Genomic DNA, 21529 nt, shown 5'->3' with positions numbered 1-21529 from the left:
TGCATGGCTGCGCCCCTGGCCGCGGGCAGCGCCAGTGACGAACGCGACCTTGCCCGCCATGCGCCCCGTCATTTGATCATCCCGTAGCGCCGTCGGTCGATCGTCAAAGCCACGGCCGCGATGACGACCGCTCCCTTGACGATGAGCTGGGTGTAGGGGTCGACCGACGTGATGTCCATGCCGGCGCTGAGCAGCACAATGACGAGCGCGCCGAGGAGCGTACGGTGCGGGCCGCCGACGCCGCCGGACAACGCGGTGCCGCCGACGACGATCGCTGCGATCGAGTTGAGCAGGCTCGCGTCGGCGCCCATCGGCACACCCGTGCTGGCCTGGCCCGTGAAAATGATGCCGGCGATCGCGGCGACCGCTCCGGCGAGCGCGAAGACCGCCAGCTTCACAGCCCTCACCCGTACGCCACTGAGGGCTGCGGCCCGCTCATTCCCACCCACGGCGTACACGTGTCGGCCGAACGGGGTCGCGAACGCGACGATCGTCGCGACGGCCGTCAGGACGATCGCGATGAGCGCGCCGTTGGGCACGTTGGGGATCGTCGAGTCGTTGACGAGCTTCTGCAGCAGCGTTGACTGGTAGGACACCGGCCCGCCGTCGGAGATCGAGTTGGAGACCCCGTTGAGGATCGACATCATGCCGAGCGTCACGAGGAACGACGGCACCTTTAGCCACGTCGTGATGATGCCGTTGACCAGACCGACGAACGCGCCGACCGTGATGACCATGATGATCGCGAGCGCCCCGCCGAAATCGTCGATCCACGTCGCGATCAGGATGCCGGCGAGGGTCGCGTTGGCCGCGACCGACAGGTCAATGCCGCCGATCAGGATCACGAGTGTGCCGGCTAGCGCGACGACGGTCAGGAACGCCATCTGACGAAGGATGTTCTGCGCCGAGTCGGCCGAGACGAACGACGACGTCTGCGCCTGGAAGTAGATGACGAGCGCGATGACTGCGACGGTCGGCACCAGCACGTTGCGGTACTGGTCGAGCCGGGCGAGCAACGACCCGCGGCCGCCGGGCGGTTGTGGTGGGTTCGAGGGCGGGGCGGGCGGTATCAGGATGTTCTGGGTCACTTTTTCCTCACATCATGTGCTTGATGACGTCGACCTCGGTCGGCTTGGCGGCGGTGGGGGCGTCGATCTCGGCACTGACGACTCCTTCTTTCATGACGATGATTCGGTCGGACATGCCGATGACCTCCTCGAGCGACTCGGCGCATAGCAGCACGCCGATCCCGCTCGACGCCATCTCGCGGATCAGGGCGTAGATCTCTTCGCGGGTGCCCACATCGATCCCGCGGGTCGGGTCGTTCAGCACGAGGACCCGGCACGACCGGCCCTGCCAGCGGGCGAAGACCGCCTTCTGCTGGTTGCCGCCGCTGAGCTGGCCGATCGGGGTGCTCAGTGACGAGGCCTTGATCTGGAGGCGTTTGGCGAGCGCATCAGACTTCGTACGCTCCTCGCCTAGGCGCAACAGGCGCGTCGCCTTCGACTGGATCAGGTCGAGGAACCCGATTGAGATGTTCGACCGTATCGACGTCGTCGTGAAGATCGAGTCGTGCGCGCGCTCGGGCGGCACGTACAGCACCCCAGCCTGAACGGCCTGCGGCACGCTCCAGCGTCCACGTGCCCTGCCGTCAAGCGTCAGCTCGCCCGAGCTGAGTCGCTCGGCGCCGGCGACGGCGGCAGCGAGCGAAGACTTGCCCGAACCGATGACGCCGGTGAGGCCGACGATCTCGCCGGGGCGGATGGAGAGGTCGACGCCGGAGAACTCGCCGACAACACCCGCATCACGCAACTCGATGACAGCGGTGTCGGAGATCGGGCCGCCCTGCTCGTCCTCGCGGTAGTAGTCAGCGCTGCGCTCGGTGCCGACCATGAGCTCGTGCAGGTGCTCGGCGGAGACGCCGTCATTGGGCAGGGTCTGGATGGCCCGCCCGTCGCGGAGGACGAGCAGCCTCGTGCTGATCTTGAGGACGTCCTGCAGGATGTGCGACACGAAGATAAAGGAGACGCGGTCCTTCCAGCGCTCTACGAGGGAGAACAGGATTTCGACCTCGGTCTCACTCAGCGCGCTGGTGGGCTCGTCGAGAAGGATCAACGGAGCCGCGGCACTCGTGCGCGTTCGGGAGAAGGCTTTGGCGATCTCGACGAGCTGGCGCTGCGGATAGGTCAGGTCGACGACGACGGCATCGGCATCGACGTCGGTGATGTGCAGGTCGCCGAGGAGGTCCTTCGCGGCGGGGCGGAGCCGGCGGCGACGCGCGGGCCCCCGGCCGCCTACCTCAGTCTCGCGACCGAGGTAGATGTTCTCGTAGACCCGGAGCGAGTCGACCAGCGCCTGCTCCTGGACCACGACGGAGATCCCCAAAGCGCTGAGCGCGCGCGGATCGCCCAGCGGCGCCGCCTGTCCGTGCACCTGCATCGTGCCGACGTCGGGACGGACGGTGCCGCTGAGCACTCCGATCAGGGTCGACTTGCCCGCACCATTTTCACCGATGAGTCCGAGCACTTCGCCAGGGCACACCGTGAGGGAGACGTCCCGGAGGGCGTGCACGGGTCCGTAGCTCTTCGAGACTCCACTGAGCTCGATGGTCGACGTGGGTGTCATGGCTCAGGCGACGAGATCGCTTTTGAACTCGAACAGCGGTCCGGTCTTGAACGCTGCGTCATACTTCGCGCGCACGCCTTCGATGTCGGCTTCGTCCCAAGCTGCGTTGAGCTTGTACTGGTCCTGTTTGACACCGGCGTAGTAATCGTTGGGGTCGATCGGGTTGAGCAAGGTCTGAGGGTCCCAAGAGTCCGGGTTTAGGGCCTGGCTCATCTTGGCCCAGTCGAACGGCAGCTCCTTCTGGTAGATCGACTTGAGGACCTTGTCCGCCGAGTCGGGGTTGACCAGCAGGGCGCCCTGCGCGATGAACTTCTCAGGAAGCGAGAACTTCACGCCGTTAAGCACGTCGAACGTCGCCACGCCGAGCAGGCCCGCCGTCAGACCGCCGACCGTAGCGCTTGTAAGGAACTGCTTGCCGTCACGGATGTACTCGACGTTCTGTTGGTTGCCGTCGAAGCCGGTGACGACCTTGTCCTTGATGCCCTGCGCTTCGAGGGCCGCGATAACACCCGCAGCCTCGGAGTCGTTCTGGGCGAAGACCCCGACGAACTCCTTAACCTTGGGCAGGATGTTGGTGAAGGACTTGCGGGCGTCCTCCGAGGTCCAGTTGCCCGGCGAGGCCGTGACAATCTCGATGTCCGGGTAGTCCTTTAGCGCCGCGACGAGTCCTGCGGTGCGCTGGTCGTCGGCTGAAGACCCCTTGGCGCCCGGGATGTGGATGATCGTGCCCTTGCCACCGACCTCGTCGAATAGAGCCTTGGCAGTTGCCGTGGCGATCTTGGTCGACATCGGGGTGATGAAGCGGACCCACTTATCGGCGTCTGCCGGGGTATACCAGGCCGGAGCCGTGTACGAAGAGGCGTACAGAATACCGGCCGCCTGAGCGGCTTTGGTGACTGCCGCGGCCTGGGCCTCGGTCGCCGGGGTGCCGAAGATGGACTTGCCGCCGGCGGCCTTCACGTTGCCGACCTGGCCGAGCGCCGTGTTGACGTTTCCAGCGTCCTCGAGCGAGGCCACCTCTACGCCGAGCGCCTTCATCGCCTGCTTGCCGCCGTCGTTGAACGCGACGAAAAAGTCGTTGGACAGCGTCGTCACCTGGATCCAGGCCTTTTCCTTGACCTTGCCCGCGACACCGCCGACGGCTTTGCCGCCCTCGCTGCTGTTGGCGCCACATGCGCTGATGCCAAGCGCGATGCCCGCGGCCCCGGCGACGGCCAAGAACGAGCGACGTGAGACGGGGCTGGCGAAGTGACCATTTTGTGCGTAGTCGACGATCTTCGATTCGGTTGAAGCCATGGTGGTTTTCCTTTGTACAGATGGCCGGGGGGCCGAGGTGGGGGATCGTCGTGGGGGCGAGACCGTGGTGGAGGCGGCTTTCAGTCGGTGATTGTGTTCGGCAGCAGGTGCCGGACGAACCAAGTGGTGGCGTGCTCGGCGGCGGCCGCGAGCTTGTCGCGGTCGCTGTAGAGCGTCATGTGGGACGTGTGGGGAAGGACGACTAGCTCCTTCTTGGCGGACGGGATCGCGTTGAAGCTCTCGATCTCCAGGTCCCACAGCGTGAGATCGTCGCCCTCGGCAACGATCATGAGCGACGGCGTGTCGTAGATGCGATCGACGAAGTAGTTGACGTCATAGTCGAGCAGGAGATCAACGGACTCCATCGTGCTGAGGTTCTGGTACAGCGGGGCCTCGGTGGTTTGGAGCGCCGCGAACGTCGTCTTGGTTTCGGGGAACGGCCACGCCGACAACTCATTCTCCGGCTCCGTCGAAGCGTGCGGCAGGTAGAGACGCTTGGACGGGTCGTCGAACCGAAGCTGGCGGTCCTCGAGGATCGCGGCCCACAGCCTGCGCCACCCCATCGTGCCGTGGATGCGACGCATGTTGCGGTAGCCATCGACGACGGGGATCTGGCTGACGATCGCCTTGACGCGAGGATCGGTCGCGGCGAGGACTAGGACGTGTCCACCGGAGTAGGAGATGCCCCATGCGGCGAGTCGATCAGCGTCGATACCGTCGGTGCGCTCGAGGAAGCTCAGCGCGTTCTTATAGTCGCGGATCTGCGCCGTCGGGTCGAGGTGCTGGCGGGGCTCGCCGTCGGACACACCGAAGTTGCGATAGTCGAAGACCAGAGCGGCGATGCCGGCCGCGGCGAACGCTTCGGCGTAGTAGGGCATGACGAGCTCTCGGACGTAACACCAGCCGCCAGCGAGGACGATTGCCGGCACGTCGCCGGCGGTACCGGCGGGGCGGTACAGCCAGCCACGAACAGTCGTGCCCTCACTCAAGAACTCGACATCTTCTCGACGCATCTGCGGCTCCTTGCGCTCTCGTGACCTGAGTCACATGTGTTGTCAAGTGCTACTGGACACTAAATTTCGGCTGCCGTCAAGTGCCACTGGACAGATACTTGCGTCAAGTGGCACTGGACACCGATCCTTGGGCGGGCTACTGTCCCCGTACCGGAGCGAGCCATACAGGAGGTGTCAGTCAGCGATGGACAATGACGAGCTGTTGAACGCGTACGGACGAATGCTCGTGATCCGCCGGATGGAGGAGCGCATCTCGACGTTGTACGCGCAGGACGCGATCCCCGGCTTCGTACACACCTCGATCGGCCAGGAGGCCTGCGCGGTTGGCGCGCTCCTGCACGCCCGGGTCGACGACGTCATCACTTCGACGCACCGCGGGCACGGACACGTCCTGGCAAAGGGTCTCGAGCCCCGCCGGGTGCTGGCGGAGCTCATGGGCAAGGAGACCGGTGCCTGCCGTGGACGCGGCGGTTCGATGCATGTCGCGGATCCCGCGCTCGGCGTCTTCGGTGCCAACGGCATCGTCGGCGCGGGTCTGCCGATCGCGGTCGGCGTCGCCCACGCGCAGCGAGTCAAGGGAGCCGGCGGCATCGTCGTGTGCTTCTTCGGCGACGGCGCCGTGGCGACTGGCGCGTTCCACGAGGCCCTGAACCTTGCGTCGTTGTGGCGGCTGCCTGTCGTCTTTTTCTGCGAAAACAACGGCTTTTCCGAGTTCTCGCGGGCCGAGGACCAGCATCCCGTGCCGATCCCGCAGCGCGCACTGGCGTACGGGATGGCGACGGTTGAGCTCGACGGCAACGACGTCGAGGCGGTCACCGACGGCATGCGTGTCGTCCTGGATCGTGTACGTGGTGGGGAGGGCCCGATCCTCGTCGAGGCGTCGACCGTGCGGGTGCACGGTCACTACGAGGGTGATCAGCAGCGTTATCGTGACGCCGAAACCATGGCTGCCGAGATCGCGGCCGCTGACCCGTTGACAATTACTCGCGCACGCCTGCTCGCCCGGGGGGTGTCCGAGGACAAGCTCGAGACGATCCAGCAGCAGTCGCTCGCGACGGTCGACGACGCCGAGGAGTTTGCCAGAGCCTCGGCCGAGCCAGCGCCGGAGACTGCTCTCAACTACGTCTACGCGCCTCGACACGACGTCACCGAACCGGTCGCGCCCGGCGGAGACCGACCCGTCGTGTCGCAGTCGAAGATCATCCGACAGGCGCTCGGTGATGCCCTGACCGCGGATCCTGACGTCTTCCTCGCCGGGATCGACGTGGCCGGTGGCAACGTGTTTGGCCTGACACGGGGCCTGGCCGAAGCGCACCCCGGCCGCGTCCTCGACACCCCGATCTCGGAGACCGCGATTATGGGGCTCGGCGTGGGTGCAGCGATGGCAGGACTGAGGCCCGTCGTCGAGCTGATGTATCTTGACTTCCTCGGCGTGTGCCTCGACCAGCTGATGAATCAGGCGGCCAAGCTGCGCCTTATGACAGGTGGTGCCGTGAAGGTGCCGATGGTGGTGCGCACACAGTTCGGTTCGGGCCGGTCGTCGGGCAGCCAGCACTCGCAGAGCCTCGAGGCGATCCTCGCGCACATCCCTGGCCTGACGGTCGTGATGCCAAGCTCGGGCACCGATGCGTACGGGTTGCTGCGGAGCGCGATCGACGACGACAACCCTGTTGTGTTCATCGAGCACCGCCTCCTCTACGAGAAGAAGTCGCTAGTGCCCCACGAATCGTACCGGCTGCCGATCGGTAAGGCCGCTGTTGTGCGGCCAGGCACCGACGTCACGATTGTCGCCTGGTCGCGCATGGTGACACATGCGCTTGAGGCCGCCGAGACGATGAGGGCCGAGGGAGTCGACGTTGAGATCATCGACCTGCGGACGATCGTCCCGCTCGACCGGTCCACGGTGCTCGAGTCGTTCGCCAAGACTAACCGCATGGTCATCGCACAGGAGGCCGTGACGGATTTCGGCGTTGGCGCCGAGATTGCGGCCATGGCGGTGGGGCCCGGCTTCTGGTCGCTCGACGCCCCGGTCGTGCGCGTCGGCGCAAGCTATTCGCCTGCCCCGTACGCCCCGGTGCTCGAGCGTGAGTGGGAGGTGGGACCAGACGACATCGTGGCGGCCGTGCGCGAGGTCATGGCGTGTTAACCGCGACCCGACCGCACGGCCTCGCGGCGTCGATCCCGTCAGTGACGCTCCCCCAGCGTCTGCGCACTGCTGCCGCCGATGCCCCTGATGGCGACGCCGTCGTCGACGGGTCAGTCCGGCTGACGTACGCCGAGTTGCTTGGTCGCGCCGAGTTGTTCGCGGGCGCGCTCCATGTTCACGGCTTTGCCAAGGGCGACGCCGTACTGATCCAGCTGCCTAATTGGTGGGAGACCATCGTCGTCGCGTGGGGCACGTGGCTCGCGGGTGGAGTCGTCCTGCCGGTCGTGCCGATCTACCGCGCCCACGAGCTGGCGTTCATCATCGACCAGGTCGACCCCGCGGTCGTCGTAGCGCCGCAGACGTACCGCGGCTACGACCACGCCGAGGAGCTGCGCGACCTTATCGCCGGCACGCGCGAGCGGGTCGTCATCGGTGTGCGTGTGGTCAGCGCGCTTGACAGAATCGAGCCTTTCGACGAACTCCTCGCCGGTCTGCCCGGGCCACCGGTCGAGTCGTCGCCCGACGATATCGCGCTGGTGCTCTACACGTCCGGCACGACGTCTTCGCCCAAGGGAGCGTTGCACAGCCACCGCACGCTGCTGGCCGAGAGCGCGAGCATCCGCGACGTTTGTCGGCTTGGGGCGAACGATCGCGTCTTCATGCCCTCACCGTTGAGCCACATCACCGGCATGTCGTACGCCGTCGTGCTCACCGCCGACATCGGAGCGCCGGCCGTACTGCTCGACCGGTGGGAGCCCGAGGCGGCGGTCGAAGTCATCGAGGCGGAGCGCTGCACGTTCACCGTCAGTGCGACACCATTCTTGCGCGGGCTCACGATGACGTACGCGGGCCGGGGTACGACGTCGTCGCTGCGGACATTCATCTGTGGCGGTGCCGACATCCCGCCCGAGCTGGTCCGCCGCGCACACGCCGTCATGGGCACAGCAGTCGTGCGGACGTACGGGTCGACCGAGATGCCGACCCTCGCGATGGCCGATCCGTTCGGTGACCTCGACGCGCAGGCCGACGCCGAAGGAGGCGTGATCGGGCCGAGCCTGATGGCAATCAGGCTTGACGACGGTGTCGCGGAGCTGGTCGCGCGCGGACCGGAGCTCTTCCTAGGCTACGTCGACGGATCGCTGAACGAGGCGAGCTTCACAGCTGACGGCTTCTTCCGCACAGGCGACTCTGCGGAGATCTCAGCGACCGGCGCTCTGCGCATCTTGGGACGCATCAAAGACATCATCAACCGCGGTGGCGAGAAGTACAGCGCCGCCGAGGTCGAGTGGGCGCTGCTGACGCACCCGGATGTCGCCGAGATCGCAATCGTCGCCTATCCCGATGAGACTTTGGGGGAAAGGGCATGCGTTTTCATCGTGCCCTCTGCTGCTCGCGCACCTAATCTACGTCAGCTTCGCGAGCACCTGTTGGCAGCTGGATTTGCCGTGCAGAAGGCGCCCGAACGACTCGAGATCGTGGCAGAGCTTCCCCGGACGGCGAGCGGGAAGATCCAGAAGTTTCGGCTCCGCGAGGGTCTAGGGTGGGTCGGGTCGGCAACGGAAAGGGAATCCCGGACATGACAACAAACGGGGGCCCGTCGTCACAGGGGTCAAAACATCCCGGGACGAAAAGCCTCACGGTGAAGCGGACTGCACGCGCCGACGGGGGTCTCGGTGCCACCGTCGGGCAGAACGTCCGTGCCGAGCGAGAACGCCTCGGCATCTCCGTGCGCGAGCTCGCACGGCGACTGGGTGTCTCGGCGTCGTTCCTGTCGCAGTTCGAGCTCGGACAAAGTAAAGCCGCAGTAAACACCTTGTTCGCAATCGCTTCCGAGCTCAACCTGTCGCTCGACAAGCTTCTCGGCAGCAGCGTTGATACCGGCCGCGACGGTGGTCCGGCTCCGGCCCGTCCGCTAACCCTCGCAGACAAAGAGGGCGCCGCGGAGTTCGAGGAATACCTCACTCTCCAGAATGGTGTTCGATGGAAACGGCTCGCCGATATGCCGGCGAACCACCACGTCCAATTCCTGCTCACTGAATACGACCCCGGCTCGGACTCAGCACCCGGCGATGTCCCGCAGAGGCATCCAGGCGATGACTACGGCTACGTCCTCGAAGGTACTTTGACGGTCGACATAGATGGCAAGGAGCGCACCCTGAGCGCCGGCGAGGCAATTCATTTACGCGGAGACGTGCCGCACCGACTGCGCAACACGACCGAGGCGCTCGTGCGCGCGGTCTGGTTTGTGGTGAGCTGACGACCTCTTGTCGACGCGATTCACTTGCAACTCAACTCGTCGAGGTTCCCTGAGTCTCCGCTCCCGTGCGAGCTCAAGGCCGGCAAAAACTCGCGAACTTTCGGCCCCGACCTTTCTCAGTGCCGCAAAGGCCGCTCCTCCAGGATGCGAGGGAACACACGCGGGAGCGCAGAGGAGCGGCCGGAGCAAACATAGGAGTGTGTATGTCAGCTACTGAGCGGTACGTGGCGCAGGTCACTCACGGCGAGGCGGCCTAATCCGGGGCTCATTCCAAGGAAGACGGGGCGGGCGAAGGCGGTGGAAGGACGCGGGCCATGCGCGATCGCATAACGCGAGCTCGCATCGCTAGTGCGTGCAGCGGGCAGGTTTCGGCGGCCGGGTTCCGGCATCGCCAGGTGGAGCGGACGCAAGGATTTGAACCTTGACCCATTCCCTGGAAGGGAAGCGTGCTGCAACTACACCACGTCCGCGAAGCCAGCCTCTGTCGAGCCTGGCAGGTTCGAAGTATGAACCAGGATGACCACCTCGTGCTCGTCGAACCGGTTGACGGCGTTCGGGTCCGCGAGCAGGACGCTGGTGTCCAGGACGTACGTACGGCGGGAACTCTTGTTCGACGTACGCTGTGCACCCACATCGGTTTGCTCAAGGGGCCACCGCGAGACTGCGCCGGCCGTACTCCTAGGTAGGCGTTTCAGGCTCAAGCGCGAGCGTCAGCACATCTCGAAAGGGCTACGGCAATCCTCGATTCCGGGGACACCACGCTGGGCAATTTGTGACGGGTGTGCAGTTCACTCACCGTCGGCGACCAGCCGTCGCGCTCGGCGAGCGACGGCTTCATCGAGCAGCCGACCCTGCGCGTCGAGGACAACGCCGCCGTTCGCCAGTTGAGAGAGGACGTTACGCGCCCACACCAACTCGGTCTCGTCCGGACGGAACACCTCGGCCGCGACGGCGACCTGCGCGGGGTGGATACACGCTCGCCCCCAGAATCCCTGCCGTTTGAAGCGCCGCGTGTCGGCGCCGAACGCCTCGAGGTCCCGGGTCACGACCGACACGGCGGCCGGAGGCGGACGACAACCGGCCGCGGCACTGGCCGCCACGATCTGGCCGCGGGCCCAGACCAGCTCGGCGCCGTCCGGATCCGGATCGATCCCCAGCTCGACCGAAAGATCAATCTCGCCCAGCTGCAGGAACGGCACCCGGTCGCACGCCGCGATCGCGGCAGCGGCCAGCAGTCCCTGGCCGGTCTCGATCAGCGGACAGATCGGCAGCTCGCACATGCCGCGCGAGGCCTCGAGCGGGGCTATCAGAGCCGCGACCGCGGCGATGTCGTCCGGCCCGTCGCACTTCGGAAGCCAGATGCCGGCCAGGCCGGGCCGCACGACCGCGTCGAGATCGGCCGCGATCAGGTCGGCTCGGTGGTTGACGCGCACCCAGACACGCGACGGCTCTTGAGCAGGAGCGAGATCGGTCAGCCATCCAGCCACGGCGGACCTGGCCGACATCTTGTCGGACCACGCGACCGCGTCCTCCAGATCGATGACGACACCGTCGGCGCCCACGGTGACCGCCTTGTCGAACCGGTCGGGACGGTTGCCCGGCACGTACAGGTACGTGGGCGCCCCCCAGGTCATGCGATGATGCCGCTGCCGCTGACGAGCGACTTGGCGATGATTGTGCGCATGATGTCGTTGGTGCCCTCGCCGATCGACATGAGTGGCGCGTCGCGGTAGTAGCGCTCGACGTCGAACTCCGTCGAGTAGCCGTACCCACCGTGCACCCGCATGGCCTCGAGACTCGCCGTGATCGCGGTCTCCGATGCGAAGTACTTGGCCATGCCGGCCTCCATGTCGACGCGAGCTCCGGTGTCTGCCTTGGCAGCCGCCCAGTAGGTCATCAGGCGCGCGGCCTGCAGCTGGGTCGCGATGTCGGCGAGCTTGAGCTGGATGGCCTGGAAGTCGGCGATCGGCTTGCCGAACGCCTCCCGTTCGCGGGCGTACTTCAGGGCGGCGTCGTAGGACGCCTGGGCGATGCCCACACTGCGACCGGCGATATTGAGTCGCCCGATCTCCAGGCCCGAGAGTGCCTGCTTCATGCCCAGCCCCTCCGCGCCACCCAGCAGATCGGTCACCGGCACGCGGACATCCGTCATGAGGATCTCGCAGGACTCAGTGCCCTTGTAGCCGAGCTTGCCGAGGTCGCGCTGAACCTCGAAGCCGGGGGTCTTGGTGTCGATCAGCAGCAGGCTCATCCCCCGGTGGCGGGGCGACGCAGCCGGGTCGGTCTTGACCAGCACCGGCAGCACGTCGGCGTGCCTCGCGTTCGTGATCCAGGTCTTGGTGCCGTTGACGACGTAGACGTCACCGTCGCGCCGCGCCGTGGTCGAGATGCCCTGCAGGTCGGTGCCGGCGCCCGGCTCCGTGAGCCCGATGCCGGTGCGCGCCTCGCCGGTGGCCAGGCGAGGCAGCCAGCGGTCCTTCTGCTCGGTCGTCCCGTGCCGGTCGATCATCCAGCACGAGAGATTGTGGCTGCCGAGGATACCGGCGATGCCCATCCAGCCGCGGGCAAGCTCTTCGTACACCAGGGTGAACGTGACCTTGTCGACGGCCATCCCCCCGTACTGCTCGGGCGTAGTGATGCCGAACAGCCCCATGGTCTTGAGCTTCTCGACGATCTCCGTCGGGTAGCGCCCGGACCGCTCCCATTCGTTGGCCACCGGGATGATGTCGTTGTCGACCAAAGTGCGCAGAGCGGACCGGAAGTCGCGCTGCTCCTCGGTGAAGTCGAAATCCATCGGTTCAGTTCCTCTCGTCGCTGATGTCGGCCGCAATCTGCAGTACCGCATCGATGTGGTGGGCGGTGCTCAGATCCATGACGAGCGCCATGAGCTCCTGGGCCCTTGTGTGGTGTGCGCAGTTCTGGACAAACTTGTCGCCCAACTGCTGGTCGGACAATGGGAGCGCCGCCGATCCGCGGCTCGCGGGCACCCTATGGTCCGTCGACATACCACCGTGCCTACGGATGACGACCCGACCGAGGGCATCGATCGCGGGACAGTCGCCGGGCCACGGCGTGACGGTGACTCGCCGTGCGAGCCGGGCGACCTCCGGGCGGGCGATCGAGGCCGGCGCGTAAGTGTCGACCGTGACGGCCCCATCGTTCAGCAGCGCGGCGACGCTCCAGCGCAGGTCGAACTTCGCATCGTACGAGTTCAGCGGCAGTCCACCTTCTCGCACGTCGCCGACGAAGTCGATGCTGTCGGGGTGCACGAAGACCTCGACCTCGTCGATCGTCTCGGGCGACACGCAGCATGTCTCCAATGCGGCGCTCACTGCATCGAGCGTCACGTGCATCAGCTGGCAGCTGGGGTAGCGCTTGATGCCGATCGACATCGCCTCCCACCGGGATCCCAGACCCGCAGTCAGAACGGTCAGATCCGGCTCGACGGCCGACAGCGCCGCGTACAACCCCCGGCGGCCCTCGATCGCACCAGCAGGACCGGCAGCGCCCGCCTCGGCGAGCCGAGCAGCCACGATGCCGTTCATCGAGGCCGTCCCCGGGTGCAGGATCTTGGTGTCGGCTCCGTCGTCGAGAAACTCGAGAAGGCCACCGGACGAAGACGCCGCGATACCGATGGCGTCAGCCAGCCGACCCGGACCGATGCCACGGAGGCGTCCTGCCACCACGGCCGCCGCGATCGGGCCGACGACCGCAGTCGCGTGCAATCCGTTGCGGTGGAACCCATGGGGCGCGGCCAGCCCGAGACGACACGCCACCTCGAGGCCGACGGCCGTCGCGGCCACAACGGCGGCGCCATCGGCTCTACACTCCTGACCGACAGCGAACGCGGCCGGGAGCACGACGGCCGTCGCGTGCACGATCGCACCGCCGTGCGTGTCATCGAAGTCGAGCGCGTGCACCAGCGATCCGCTAGCCAGCGCGGCGGCAGGGGCCGACAGCCGCACGCGGCCCCCTACCGCGACAGCTTCGCCCGGACCGCCCAAGGAGTGCGCAACGTCCCACGACGGACGCCCCGCTCCCGTGCGTCGAGCCGCGATCGCGTTGCCGATGCCGTCGAGCAGATGACGGCGGGCGGCGTGCCCCACATCGTCCGGTAGCTGATCCGCCGACATGTCTGTCGCGAAGGCCGCGAGCTGCCCGGCCATCACTTCGGTCGCACCTCGCCGAAGGCCCCGGCCGCCTGCAACGAGGCGATGCGCTCAGCGTCGTAGCCGAGGTCCTGGCCCAGGACGTCCGCGAAGTGCTCGTTGCGGGTCGGGGCGCGTCGGTGGTCCTGGCGGGGCTCGCCGGCTCGCACGGGCGAGCCAATCTGCTTGACGGTGCCGAACACGGGGTGCTCGGTCTCGACGACGAGCTGGCGCGCCAGGGTGTGCGGTTCTTTCAGCGCCTGCTCGACGTCGTTGACGGGCCCGCTCGGCACGCCTGCGCCGCGCAGCAGCTCCAGCCAGGTGGCGACGTCATGCTCGGCGAAACGCTTCTCCAGCATAGGCAGGAGCTCGTCGCGGTGCTCTCCACGGGCGGCGAAGTCGACGAACCGCGGATCCTCGAGCAATGCCGGCAGGTCCATCACGGTGGCCAGTCGCTGCCAGAACTTCTCTTTGGCACAGCCGACCACCAGCCAGCCGTCGGACGCAGCGAACAGCTGGAACGGCACCAGCGACGGGTGCGCCGAGTTCCTCGTGCGCTCCGGCTCGTAGCCGCGGTTGAGGTGCCACGTCGCCGGATACGTCAGCAACGACATCGCGGTGTCGTAGAGGGACACGTCGCAGTCGCTGCCGACCCCGTCGCGCCGCGCCGCGTGCAACGCAGCCAGCAAGCTGATGGCCGCCACGAACCCGCCGCAGTAGTCGACCAGCGAGAGGCCCGACTTGGTCGGCGGGCCGTCGGGGTCACCCGTCAGGTCCATCCATCCGGCGAGGCCCTGCAGGATGTAGTCGTAGCCCGGCTCGGCCGCCCGCGGACCGGTCATGCCGAATCCCGTGAGGCTGCAGCAGACGATCGCGGGATTTACGTGCTTGAGCTGGTCGTACGTGATGCCGATCTTGGCCGGCACGTCGCCGCGCAGGTTGGAGTAGACGACGTCGCTGGTGCGCACCAGGTCCTCGAACACCTCGCGCCCGGCCGGCGACGTCACGTCGAGCGACAGGCTGCGCTTGTTGCGGTTGAACGTCTCGAAGAACAGGGAGTCCTCGCCGTGGTTGAACGGTGGCACGTACCGCCCCACGTCACCACCCACGCGGGGGTCTTCGATCTTCAGCACGTCGGCTCCGAGGTCGGCCAGGTGCAGGCTGCCGAACGGCCCTGCGCCGTACTGCTCCAAGGATATGATGCGGACGTCCTCGAGCGGCCTCATGCGTCGTCGCCGTCCGACGGCAGTGCGAGCGGGCCGTTCTTGGCCTGCGGGAAGTAGTTCTGTCCGATTCCCGACGCACGCGTCGCCACCATGACCGACCGGTTCCACGACACGATCTGCTCGCCGTTCTGGTTCAGCCCGCGGGTCCTCATGGAGACGATCCCGGCGTAGGGACGTGATGCGGACGGCCGTAGTCCGGTGCAGATGCTCTCGGCGTACAGCGTGTCTCCGACGAACAGAGGCGTGCTCAGGACGATGTCGGCGAACTGCAGGTTCGCGACTCCGTTCTGGCTCATGTCGATGACCGACAGGCCCAGCACGAACGACACCGTGAGGCCGGAGTTCACGATGACCCGTCCGCCCGTGATCGGGTTCTGCGAAGCCAGGTGGGCGTTGAAGTGGTTCTGGTTCGTGTTCATCGACAGGTTGGTGAGCCACGTGTTGTCGGCTTCACTGATTGTCCGTCCGAAAGGATGCTGGTAGGTGTCGCCCACGGCGTAGTCCTCAAAGAAGCGACCGATGGTGGCTGGATGAACTGTCACTGCGACTCCTCTGTGTGCACGCGAGCATTCGCTGCGGACCTACAACTTAATCATCTGCGTTTTACTTCGTCAATAGGACTCGTTGATGGCCATATTGAAACTTGCAGTGCCATTATGGATGAAATACATCTGAGGTATTGCCAAAGAGGTGTGAAGTGGAACACCATGGGTCGCGTGGCTTCCGCCACCGCTTGAGACAAAAGATCGGACACCTATGAAACGCATCGGAGTGGACGTCGGAGGAACCTTCACCGACTTGGTCCTGTGGGACGACGACGGCACCGTGACTGTGCACAAGACGCCGTCCACCAACGAAGATCCCTCGATCGGGACGATGGCTGGCATCGAGACCCTCGCCGCTCGCGCGGGCATCTCCCCCCGGGAGATCGAGATGTTCTTCCACGGCACGACCGTCGCGACGAACATCGTGCTGGAGCACAACGGCAGCAGCGTTGGCATGATCACGACGGACGGCTTCCGCGACCTGCTGCACATCGCACGCAAGAAGCGTCCCTTGAACTACTCGAACTACCAGGACCTCCCGTGGCAGAAGTGGCAACTCGTGCCCCGCCGCAACCGGCGCACCGTGCCCGAGCGCATCGACGCATCCGGAGCCGTCCTGACCGCGCTTGACGAGGATGCCGTGCGGCGAGAGGTGCTGCTGCTCAAGGAGCGTGGCGTCGCCGCCATCGCCGTGGCCTTCCTGCACGCCTACCGCAACCCTGCGCACGAGCAGCGGGTCAAGCAGATCATTGCGGAGGAGTTCCCCGAGGCGTTCATCTCGCTGTCGAGCGAGGTCGCCTCCCAGTACCGCGAGTACGAACGCTTCTCGACGACCGCGCTGAACGCCTTCATCGGCCCGAAGACGTCCGTGTACATCGAGAACCTGGCTTCCAAGGCCGCCCAGGCTGGCATCGGCGAGGGCGTCCACCTCATGACCTCCTCCGGCGGCCTCGTGACGGCACGCAGCGCGAGCGAGATCCCCGTCTCGCTGTTGACCAGCGGCGTCGTCGCCGGTCTCCTGGGCGGCTGCGCGATCGGTGCGGCGTCGGGCTACCCCAGCGTCATCACGCTGGACGTCGGCGGCACCTCGGCCGACGTGGGCGTCGCTCCCGACGGCCGACTGCGCATGAAGCACCTGCTCGACACCCGCATCGGCGACTACCACGCGATGGTCCCGATGGCTGAGGTCGACACGATCGGTGCCGGCGGAGGCTCCGTCGCAGTCGTCGACGAGGGTGGCATGTTCCGTGTCGGTCCCCGGAGCGCGGGAGCCACTCCCGGCCCAGCCTGCTACAACCGAGGCGGAACCGAACCCACCTCGACTGATGCGATGGTCGTCATGGGCTGGCTGCGCGAGGACAGTTTCCTATCCGGCGACATGACCATCGAGCCCAAGCTGGCCGTCGAGGCCGTGCAGACCCACATCGCCGACCGCCTGGGCAGCAGCATCGAGGAGGCTGCGATGGGCATCTTCACGATCCTGGCGCACTCCATGACCGAGGCGATCAGCTTGCACTCGGTCCGTAAGGGATATGATCCGCGCGACTTCTCCCTGGTTGCCGAAGGCGGCGCCGGGCCGCTGTTCGCATGGCAGATCGCCTCGCAGCTCGGCATCCCCCGCGTCATCGTGCCGGCTCACCCCGGCATCACCTCTGCCATCGGCCTCCTGACGACCGACATCCGCTACGAGGTTCCCACCACGGCGTGGACGTCGTCGGCCGATCCCGATCTCGAGCTGCTGCAGAACGGGATGACCCGTCTCGGCGACCAAGCCACCGCTCAGCTGCGTGCCGACGGCGTCGCCGACGAGGACATCTCGCTCGAGCGCAGCGTCGACTGCCGCTACGTGGGGCAGGGCTACGAGCTGCGTGTCACGGCACCGGCCGGCGACATCGACAAGGCATGGGTCGCGGCGGTCGCCGAGGCATTTCACGAGACGCATGGACGCACGTACTCCCAGCGCTTCGACGACAAACCCGTCCAGCTCGTCAACATCCGGGTGACGGGCGTGGGCGCTGTCCCGCACGTGCGCCTGCCGCTGATCGAGGAGGGGACCACCGACAGCAGCGACGCCGTCAAGGCCACGACCCGCGCCCTGTTCTGGGCCGAGGACTCGACGACCCCCACTTGGGTCGAGACCCCCGTGTACGACCGTCGGCTTTTGAAGGCCGGCAACACGTTCACCGGCCCGGCGATCGTCGAACAGTTCGACTCCACGACCATCCTGGGTGTCGGTCAGCACGCCACGGTGGACGCCGTGGGCCACATCATCATCGAGAGGAGCGCATCATGAGCAAGACCGCGATGCCCGTCACCGGCGTCTCACTGGCCGCCGAGGCCCACCGCACCTGGAACAGCGTCGACGTCGACCCGATCACGCTTCGGGTCATCGGCGGCGCGCTCGACTCGATGGCCAAGGAGATGGCCCAGGTCCTGTACCGCATGGCGTACTCCAGCCTGATCCGCGAGAGCGAGGACCTCGGCGCCGGCATCTTTGACGTCGCCGGGCGCGAGCTGTGCGAGTCGGACTCCACGCCAATGCACTGCGGATCCATCCCGGCCTACATCAAGGGGATCAACCGCAAGCTCGCCGGCACCTACCAGGCCGGCGACGTGGTGCTGCACAATCACCCATACCACGGAGCTGCTCACTCGCCCGACTACGGCATCATGATCCCGATCTTCTGGGAGGGCGAGCACGTCGGATTCGCCGGATGCACCGGTCACGTCTCCGACATAGGCGGCAACTTCCCCGGCCTGTGCATGGACGTCGTGGACGTGTGGGCCGAGGGCAAGCTCATGGATTCCATGAAGATCTTCGACGCCGGCGTCCGCAACGACATGCTGATCCAGCACATCCTGGACAACGTCCGCACGCCGGAACAGAACGGCGGCGACCTCGAGGCGCTCATCGCCTGTGCCCGCATCGGCGAGAAGCGCTTCATTGAGCTCCTGGAACGCTACGGCCTCGACGTCGTCATGAGCGCCAGCGAGAGGTGGATGGACTATTCCGAGGAAATGCTGCGCAGCCGGATCCGGGAGATCCCCAACGGCAGCTATGAGGCACCCATCGGCTACCTCGACGACGACGGAAAGAACCGCGGCGTCCCGCTGAGGGTGGCGGTTCGAGTGCAGGTCGACGACGACGAGATCCTGATCGACCTGACCGGCTCCAACGACCAGGTGCAGACGGCGTTCAACGTGCCGTTCGAAGGCTCGGTCCTGCCGGTCGCGGTCAGCGCGATCCGCACGATCCTGCTCGACGAGGCCATCATCGATCAGTACGTCCCCCAGAACGACGGGTGCTTCCGACCCGTCAAGGCGTACGCACCGGAGGGGACGATCTTCAACCCAGACTTCCCGGCCTCGTGCTTCGCCCGCTTCTCGCAGGTCAACCGGGTCTTCGACTCGATCAACCTGGCCCTCGCCCCGGTGCTGCCCGACCACGCCATCGCCGGATCGTCGGCAGCCCTGTGTGCGATCGCCTACTCCGGTCTAGCTGATGACGGCGAGAGCTACTGGGTCTACATCGAGATCAACGAAGGTTCGTACGGTGGCCGCAACGGCAAGGACGGCATGGATGCCGTCGACACCCTCATGGCCAACACGCGCAACAACCCGATCGAGGAGCTGGAGCTCAACCACGCAATGCGTGCCGAGCGATACGAGCTGCGCGACGAGGCACCGGCCCCCGGTCAGTGGCGAGGCGGTATCGGCAGCGTGCGCAAGTGGCTCATGCAGACCGACACCTTCCTCGGCTCCGAGGCCGACAATCGCAACGATCCCCCTGCCGGCGCCTTGGGTGGACACCCCGGAGTCTCCGGCTCGTTCGTCCGCAACGCCGGCACCGACCGCGAGGAGGTGCTGTTCTCCAAGGTGACCCAGGAGATCGTCCACAACGGCGACACCCTCGAGATCAAGCTCCCGTCCGGCGGCGGCTTCGGCGATCCTCTCAAGCGTGACCCCTTCGCGGTCCTGTCCGACGTGTGGGACGAGTACCTCACTGCGGAGGACGCTGCGCGCGACTACGGCGTCGTCCTGGACGTCGAGCGGTGGGTCGTCGACGACGAGGCCACCGCGCGACTGCGCGCCGAGAGGGTGAGCGCCTGATGCCGGCGGACGGCGAGGCCTCTTCAGACCCCGTCCGTCCGCTCGCGGACCCGCAGTTCAACAGCGTGGTCCGCTGGTTGCCCGTCCACGGCGATCCCGTGGACGGGCCGCTCACCGGCGTCCGCGTCGGGGTCAAGGACAACATCGCTGTGCGCGGTGTCCCGACGACCTGCGCCAGCGACTTCTTCGTCGACGACACGGCAAAGGACGACGCCGCCGTCGTCACCGCCCTGCGCGACGCGGGGGCCGAGATCTCAGCGACTCTCAACATGGCCGAGCTGGCGATCGGGGTCACGTCACAGAACTCGGTGCACGGCGCGACCCTCAACCCGTGGGACATACGACGTGTACCTGGCGGCTCCAGCGGCGGTTCGGCCGCAGCAGTCGCCGCAGGACTGGTGGACGTCGCGCTGGGCACCGACACCGGCGGGTCGATCCGGCTGCCGGCGTCAGCCTGCGGTGTGATCGGCCTGCGCCCGACCCCGGGCACGATCGACCTGCGCGGCATCGTGCCGGTCAGCTCCGCCTTCGACACGGTCGGACCGCTCGCCTGCAGCCTCGACTTGGTCGAAGCGGTGCACGACGTCCTGCGTCGCGACCCCGCCCCGGCCGTCCGCGCGCCGACGCGCATCGGGGTGCCGGTCAGGTTCGTGACCGACGACATCGACCCAGGGGTACGCGCGGCCGTGGGCCGGTGCGTCGCCGTTCTGGGCGAGCTCGGCTTCGAGCTCGTCCCGATCAGCGTTCCCGCCGACGAGGCGGCGCAGCATGCGGTTTACGCCTTGGTGTACGCCGAGCTCGTCGACGCGCATCGCGAGCGAATCACTCATGCGCCCGGCCGCTTCCAGCCCGAGACGCTCGCGCGTCTGCGACTGGGGCTGCGCCTGGATCCCGAGGACCTCGTCGCCGCCCGGGCGCTGCGCGACGACTTCCGTGCCGGCTTGACGCGCGTCTTCAACGATATCGATCTCATCGTGACGCCCACGCTGCCTGTCGACGTCCCCCTCCTGGCTGACGACGGCGACGCCCTCGAGCGGACCCGGCGGCTCGGTCAACTGTCGTACCCGTGGTCGCTACACGACGGTCCGACCCTCTCGATCCCCGTCGGTCTGCACGACGAGTCGCGCATGCCGATCGGCGCTCAGATCACGGCACCCGCTGGCCACGAGTCATCACTCTTCGCCGCCGCCCGTGCCTATCAAGCCGTGACCCAATGGCATGATCTGCGGCCTCACATGTCGCGATGACCCCTTAGCAGGTCCATCGCCATGTAGGCGTCGCCGAGGTGATCGAGGTGACGCCGCATTAAGATCATCGCAGCCATCGAGTCCTGCGCCTCGATGGCCTCGAGGATCAACCGGTGATCCTCGTCGACACACGTCCAGAAGTCCTGCGGTGCCTTGTCGCGGGCGAAGCGGCTCGAGAGCACACGGAAGACCGGCGCCGTCACGAGCTCGAGCAACGGGTTGTCGGCCGCCTGAAGGATCACGAGGTGGAACTCCTGGTTGCGGACGTACGTCGCAGCATCCGAGGGGTCGAAGATCGCAGCCTTCAACTCGGCAAGTTGCGCCGCGTTGCGGTGATAGGCGGCCTTGCCTGCCGCGGGTACCTCGGTCAGCTGCCGCACGTCCATCAACTGGTCGACGCTGACCGTCTCGGCCGCCGCCATCAACGCCACCCCGGTCTCCATCTGGGCCGAGATGCGCCCGACGCTGGGCGTGGAGATGAACGTGCCCCCGGTGACGCCGCGAGTCGTGTAGACGAGATTCTCGCTCGACAACGAACGGATGGCCTCGCGGATCGTGCTGCGTCCGTAGCCGTGCTCGGCGATCAGCTCGGCTTCCGGTGCCAGACGCTCGCCCGGCCGAAGCTCTCCCGACAGGATCTTGTCGCGGATGCGCTCGGACACCACAGCATAGGCGGGGCGTTTGGTCGTCTGGCCAGCCATGACGATCCTCCTCAAAGGCGCTGGGTGGATACCTCGGACAATTTAACTCGTCGGTGTCCGTCTCCCTGCGGCGGCATCTGACATGAGCAATATATCTGATCTTTGACATATTGCGTCGGCGTGATTCTTCGGACATTCTTGCTGCCGCGCAGAAAGCTGATTTTGCCGCAGGACCAATTACAAACAGTAATTGCAGACTTCGCGAGGTGGATTAC

16 protein-coding genes, 1 tRNA gene and 1 pseudogene are annotated in these 21529 nt (G+C 66.4%); 6 read left to right on the top strand and 12 right to left on the bottom strand.

Annotated features, from left to right (window positions below; translation table 11 throughout):
* Window positions 1-68 precede the first annotated feature (68 nt).
* The 4 genes from H7290_RS05415 to H7290_RS05400 form a co-directional block, all read right to left on the bottom strand.
* Window positions 69-1088, bottom strand: a complete 1020-nt coding sequence (locus H7290_RS05415) for an ABC transporter permease (RefSeq protein ID WP_290512996.1) — start codon at window positions 1086-1088, stop codon at window positions 69-71.
* 7 nt (window positions 1089-1095) lie between these two features.
* Window positions 1096-2625 carry a sugar ABC transporter ATP-binding protein gene (locus tag H7290_RS05410; protein WP_290512994.1) on the bottom strand — a complete coding sequence of 510 codons (1530 nt, stop codon included), beginning with the start codon at window positions 2623-2625 and terminating at the stop codon, window positions 1096-1098.
* Between the two features lie 3 nt (window positions 2626-2628).
* The gene (locus tag H7290_RS05405) at window positions 2629-3921 is read right to left on the bottom strand and encodes a sugar ABC transporter substrate-binding protein (protein ID WP_290512993.1); all 1293 of its coding nucleotides are present in this window, start codon (window positions 3919-3921) and stop codon (window positions 2629-2631) included.
* 80 nt (window positions 3922-4001) lie between these two features.
* The gene (locus H7290_RS05400; protein WP_290512992.1) at window positions 4002-4934 is read right to left on the bottom strand and encodes an alpha/beta fold hydrolase; all 933 of its coding nucleotides are present in this window, start codon (window positions 4932-4934) and stop codon (window positions 4002-4004) included.
* A gap of 184 nt (window positions 4935-5118) precedes the next feature.
* Here H7290_RS05400 and H7290_RS05395 point away from each other — a divergent pair, with 184 nt between their 5' ends.
* Genes H7290_RS05395 through H7290_RS05385 form a run of 3 tightly spaced genes read left to right on the top strand, consistent with a single transcriptional unit; the run spans window position 5119 to window position 9337 of the window.
* Window positions 5119-7080, top strand: a complete 1962-nt coding sequence (locus H7290_RS05395; RefSeq protein WP_290512991.1) for a dehydrogenase E1 component subunit alpha/beta — start codon at window positions 5119-5121, stop codon at window positions 7078-7080.
* Window positions 7074-8660, top strand: coding sequence for an AMP-binding protein (locus H7290_RS05390; RefSeq protein WP_290512989.1), 1587 nt, complete (start codon window positions 7074-7076; stop codon window positions 8658-8660). Before H7290_RS05395 ends, H7290_RS05390 begins: the two co-directional genes overlap by 7 nt.
* A gap of 59 nt (window positions 8661-8719) precedes the next feature.
* A complete protein-coding gene (locus H7290_RS05385; protein ID WP_290512988.1) occupies window positions 8720-9337 on the top strand; it encodes a cupin domain-containing protein in 618 nt (205 codons plus the stop codon).
* A gap of 396 nt (window positions 9338-9733) precedes the next feature.
* Here the strand turns inward: H7290_RS05385 and H7290_RS05380 are convergent.
* The 7 genes and pseudogenes from H7290_RS05380 to H7290_RS05350 all read right to left on the bottom strand — a co-directional run bounded on the left by H7290_RS05380 (window position 9734) and on the right by H7290_RS05350 (window position 15253).
* Window positions 9734-9807, bottom strand: a tRNA-Gly gene (locus H7290_RS05380).
* A 45-nt stretch (window positions 9808-9852) separates the two neighbouring features.
* Window positions 9853-9969, bottom strand: a pseudogene (locus H7290_RS05375) (PIN domain-containing protein); the annotation flags it as partial.
* A gap of 156 nt (window positions 9970-10125) precedes the next feature.
* Window positions 10126-10971: a CoA ester lyase gene (locus tag H7290_RS05370; protein WP_290512987.1), complete on the bottom strand. Its 846-nt coding sequence runs from the start codon at window positions 10969-10971 to the stop codon at window positions 10126-10128.
* Window positions 10968-12131 carry an acyl-CoA dehydrogenase family protein gene (locus H7290_RS05365; RefSeq protein WP_290512986.1) on the bottom strand — a complete coding sequence of 388 codons (1164 nt, stop codon included), beginning with the start codon at window positions 12129-12131 and terminating at the stop codon, window positions 10968-10970. Before H7290_RS05365 ends, H7290_RS05370 begins: the two co-directional genes overlap by 4 nt.
* Before the next feature lie 4 nt (window positions 12132-12135).
* Window positions 12136-13503: an MmgE/PrpD family protein gene (locus tag H7290_RS05360; RefSeq protein WP_290512985.1), complete on the bottom strand. Its 1368-nt coding sequence runs from the start codon at window positions 13501-13503 to the stop codon at window positions 12136-12138.
* Window positions 13503-14711: a CoA transferase gene (locus H7290_RS05355; protein WP_290512984.1), complete on the bottom strand. Its 1209-nt coding sequence runs from the start codon at window positions 14709-14711 to the stop codon at window positions 13503-13505. Before H7290_RS05355 ends, H7290_RS05360 begins: the two co-directional genes overlap by 1 nt.
* Complete coding sequence (locus tag H7290_RS05350) at window positions 14708-15253, bottom strand: MaoC family dehydratase (protein WP_290512983.1); 546 nt, start codon at window positions 15251-15253, stop codon at window positions 14708-14710. Before H7290_RS05350 ends, H7290_RS05355 begins: the two co-directional genes overlap by 4 nt.
* Window positions 15254-15467: 214 nt before the next feature.
* Here H7290_RS05350 and H7290_RS05345 point away from each other — a divergent pair, with 214 nt between their 5' ends.
* The 3 genes from H7290_RS05345 to H7290_RS05335 are packed head-to-tail and all read left to right on the top strand — an operon-like array spanning window position 15468 to window position 20613.
* Window positions 15468-17549 carry a hydantoinase/oxoprolinase family protein gene (locus tag H7290_RS05345; protein WP_290512982.1) on the top strand — a complete coding sequence of 694 codons (2082 nt, stop codon included), beginning with the start codon at window positions 15468-15470 and terminating at the stop codon, window positions 17547-17549.
* Window positions 17546-19366, top strand: coding sequence for a hydantoinase B/oxoprolinase family protein (locus H7290_RS05340; protein ID WP_290512981.1), 1821 nt, complete (start codon window positions 17546-17548; stop codon window positions 19364-19366). The genes H7290_RS05345 and H7290_RS05340 overlap by 4 nt, the downstream gene beginning before the upstream one ends.
* Window positions 19366-20613 (top strand): amidase, encoded by a 1248-nt coding sequence (locus H7290_RS05335; RefSeq protein WP_290512980.1) that lies wholly within the window; start codon window positions 19366-19368, stop codon window positions 20611-20613. The genes H7290_RS05340 and H7290_RS05335 overlap by 1 nt, the downstream gene beginning before the upstream one ends.
* Here the strand turns inward: H7290_RS05335 and H7290_RS05330 are convergent.
* A complete protein-coding gene (locus H7290_RS05330) occupies window positions 20598-21314 on the bottom strand; it encodes an FCD domain-containing protein (RefSeq protein WP_290512979.1) in 717 nt (238 codons plus the stop codon). The two genes, H7290_RS05335 and H7290_RS05330, sit on opposite strands and share 16 nt — an antisense overlap.
* Window positions 21315-21529 lie beyond the last annotated feature (215 nt).

It is taken from the genome of Aeromicrobium sp., assembly GCF_014378035.1.
Classification (GTDB): Bacteria; Actinomycetota; Actinomycetes; order Propionibacteriales; family Nocardioidaceae; genus Aeromicrobium.
The sequence above is the reverse complement of the archived record's forward strand: the minus strand, read 5'-3'. Positions and strand labels throughout refer to the sequence as shown.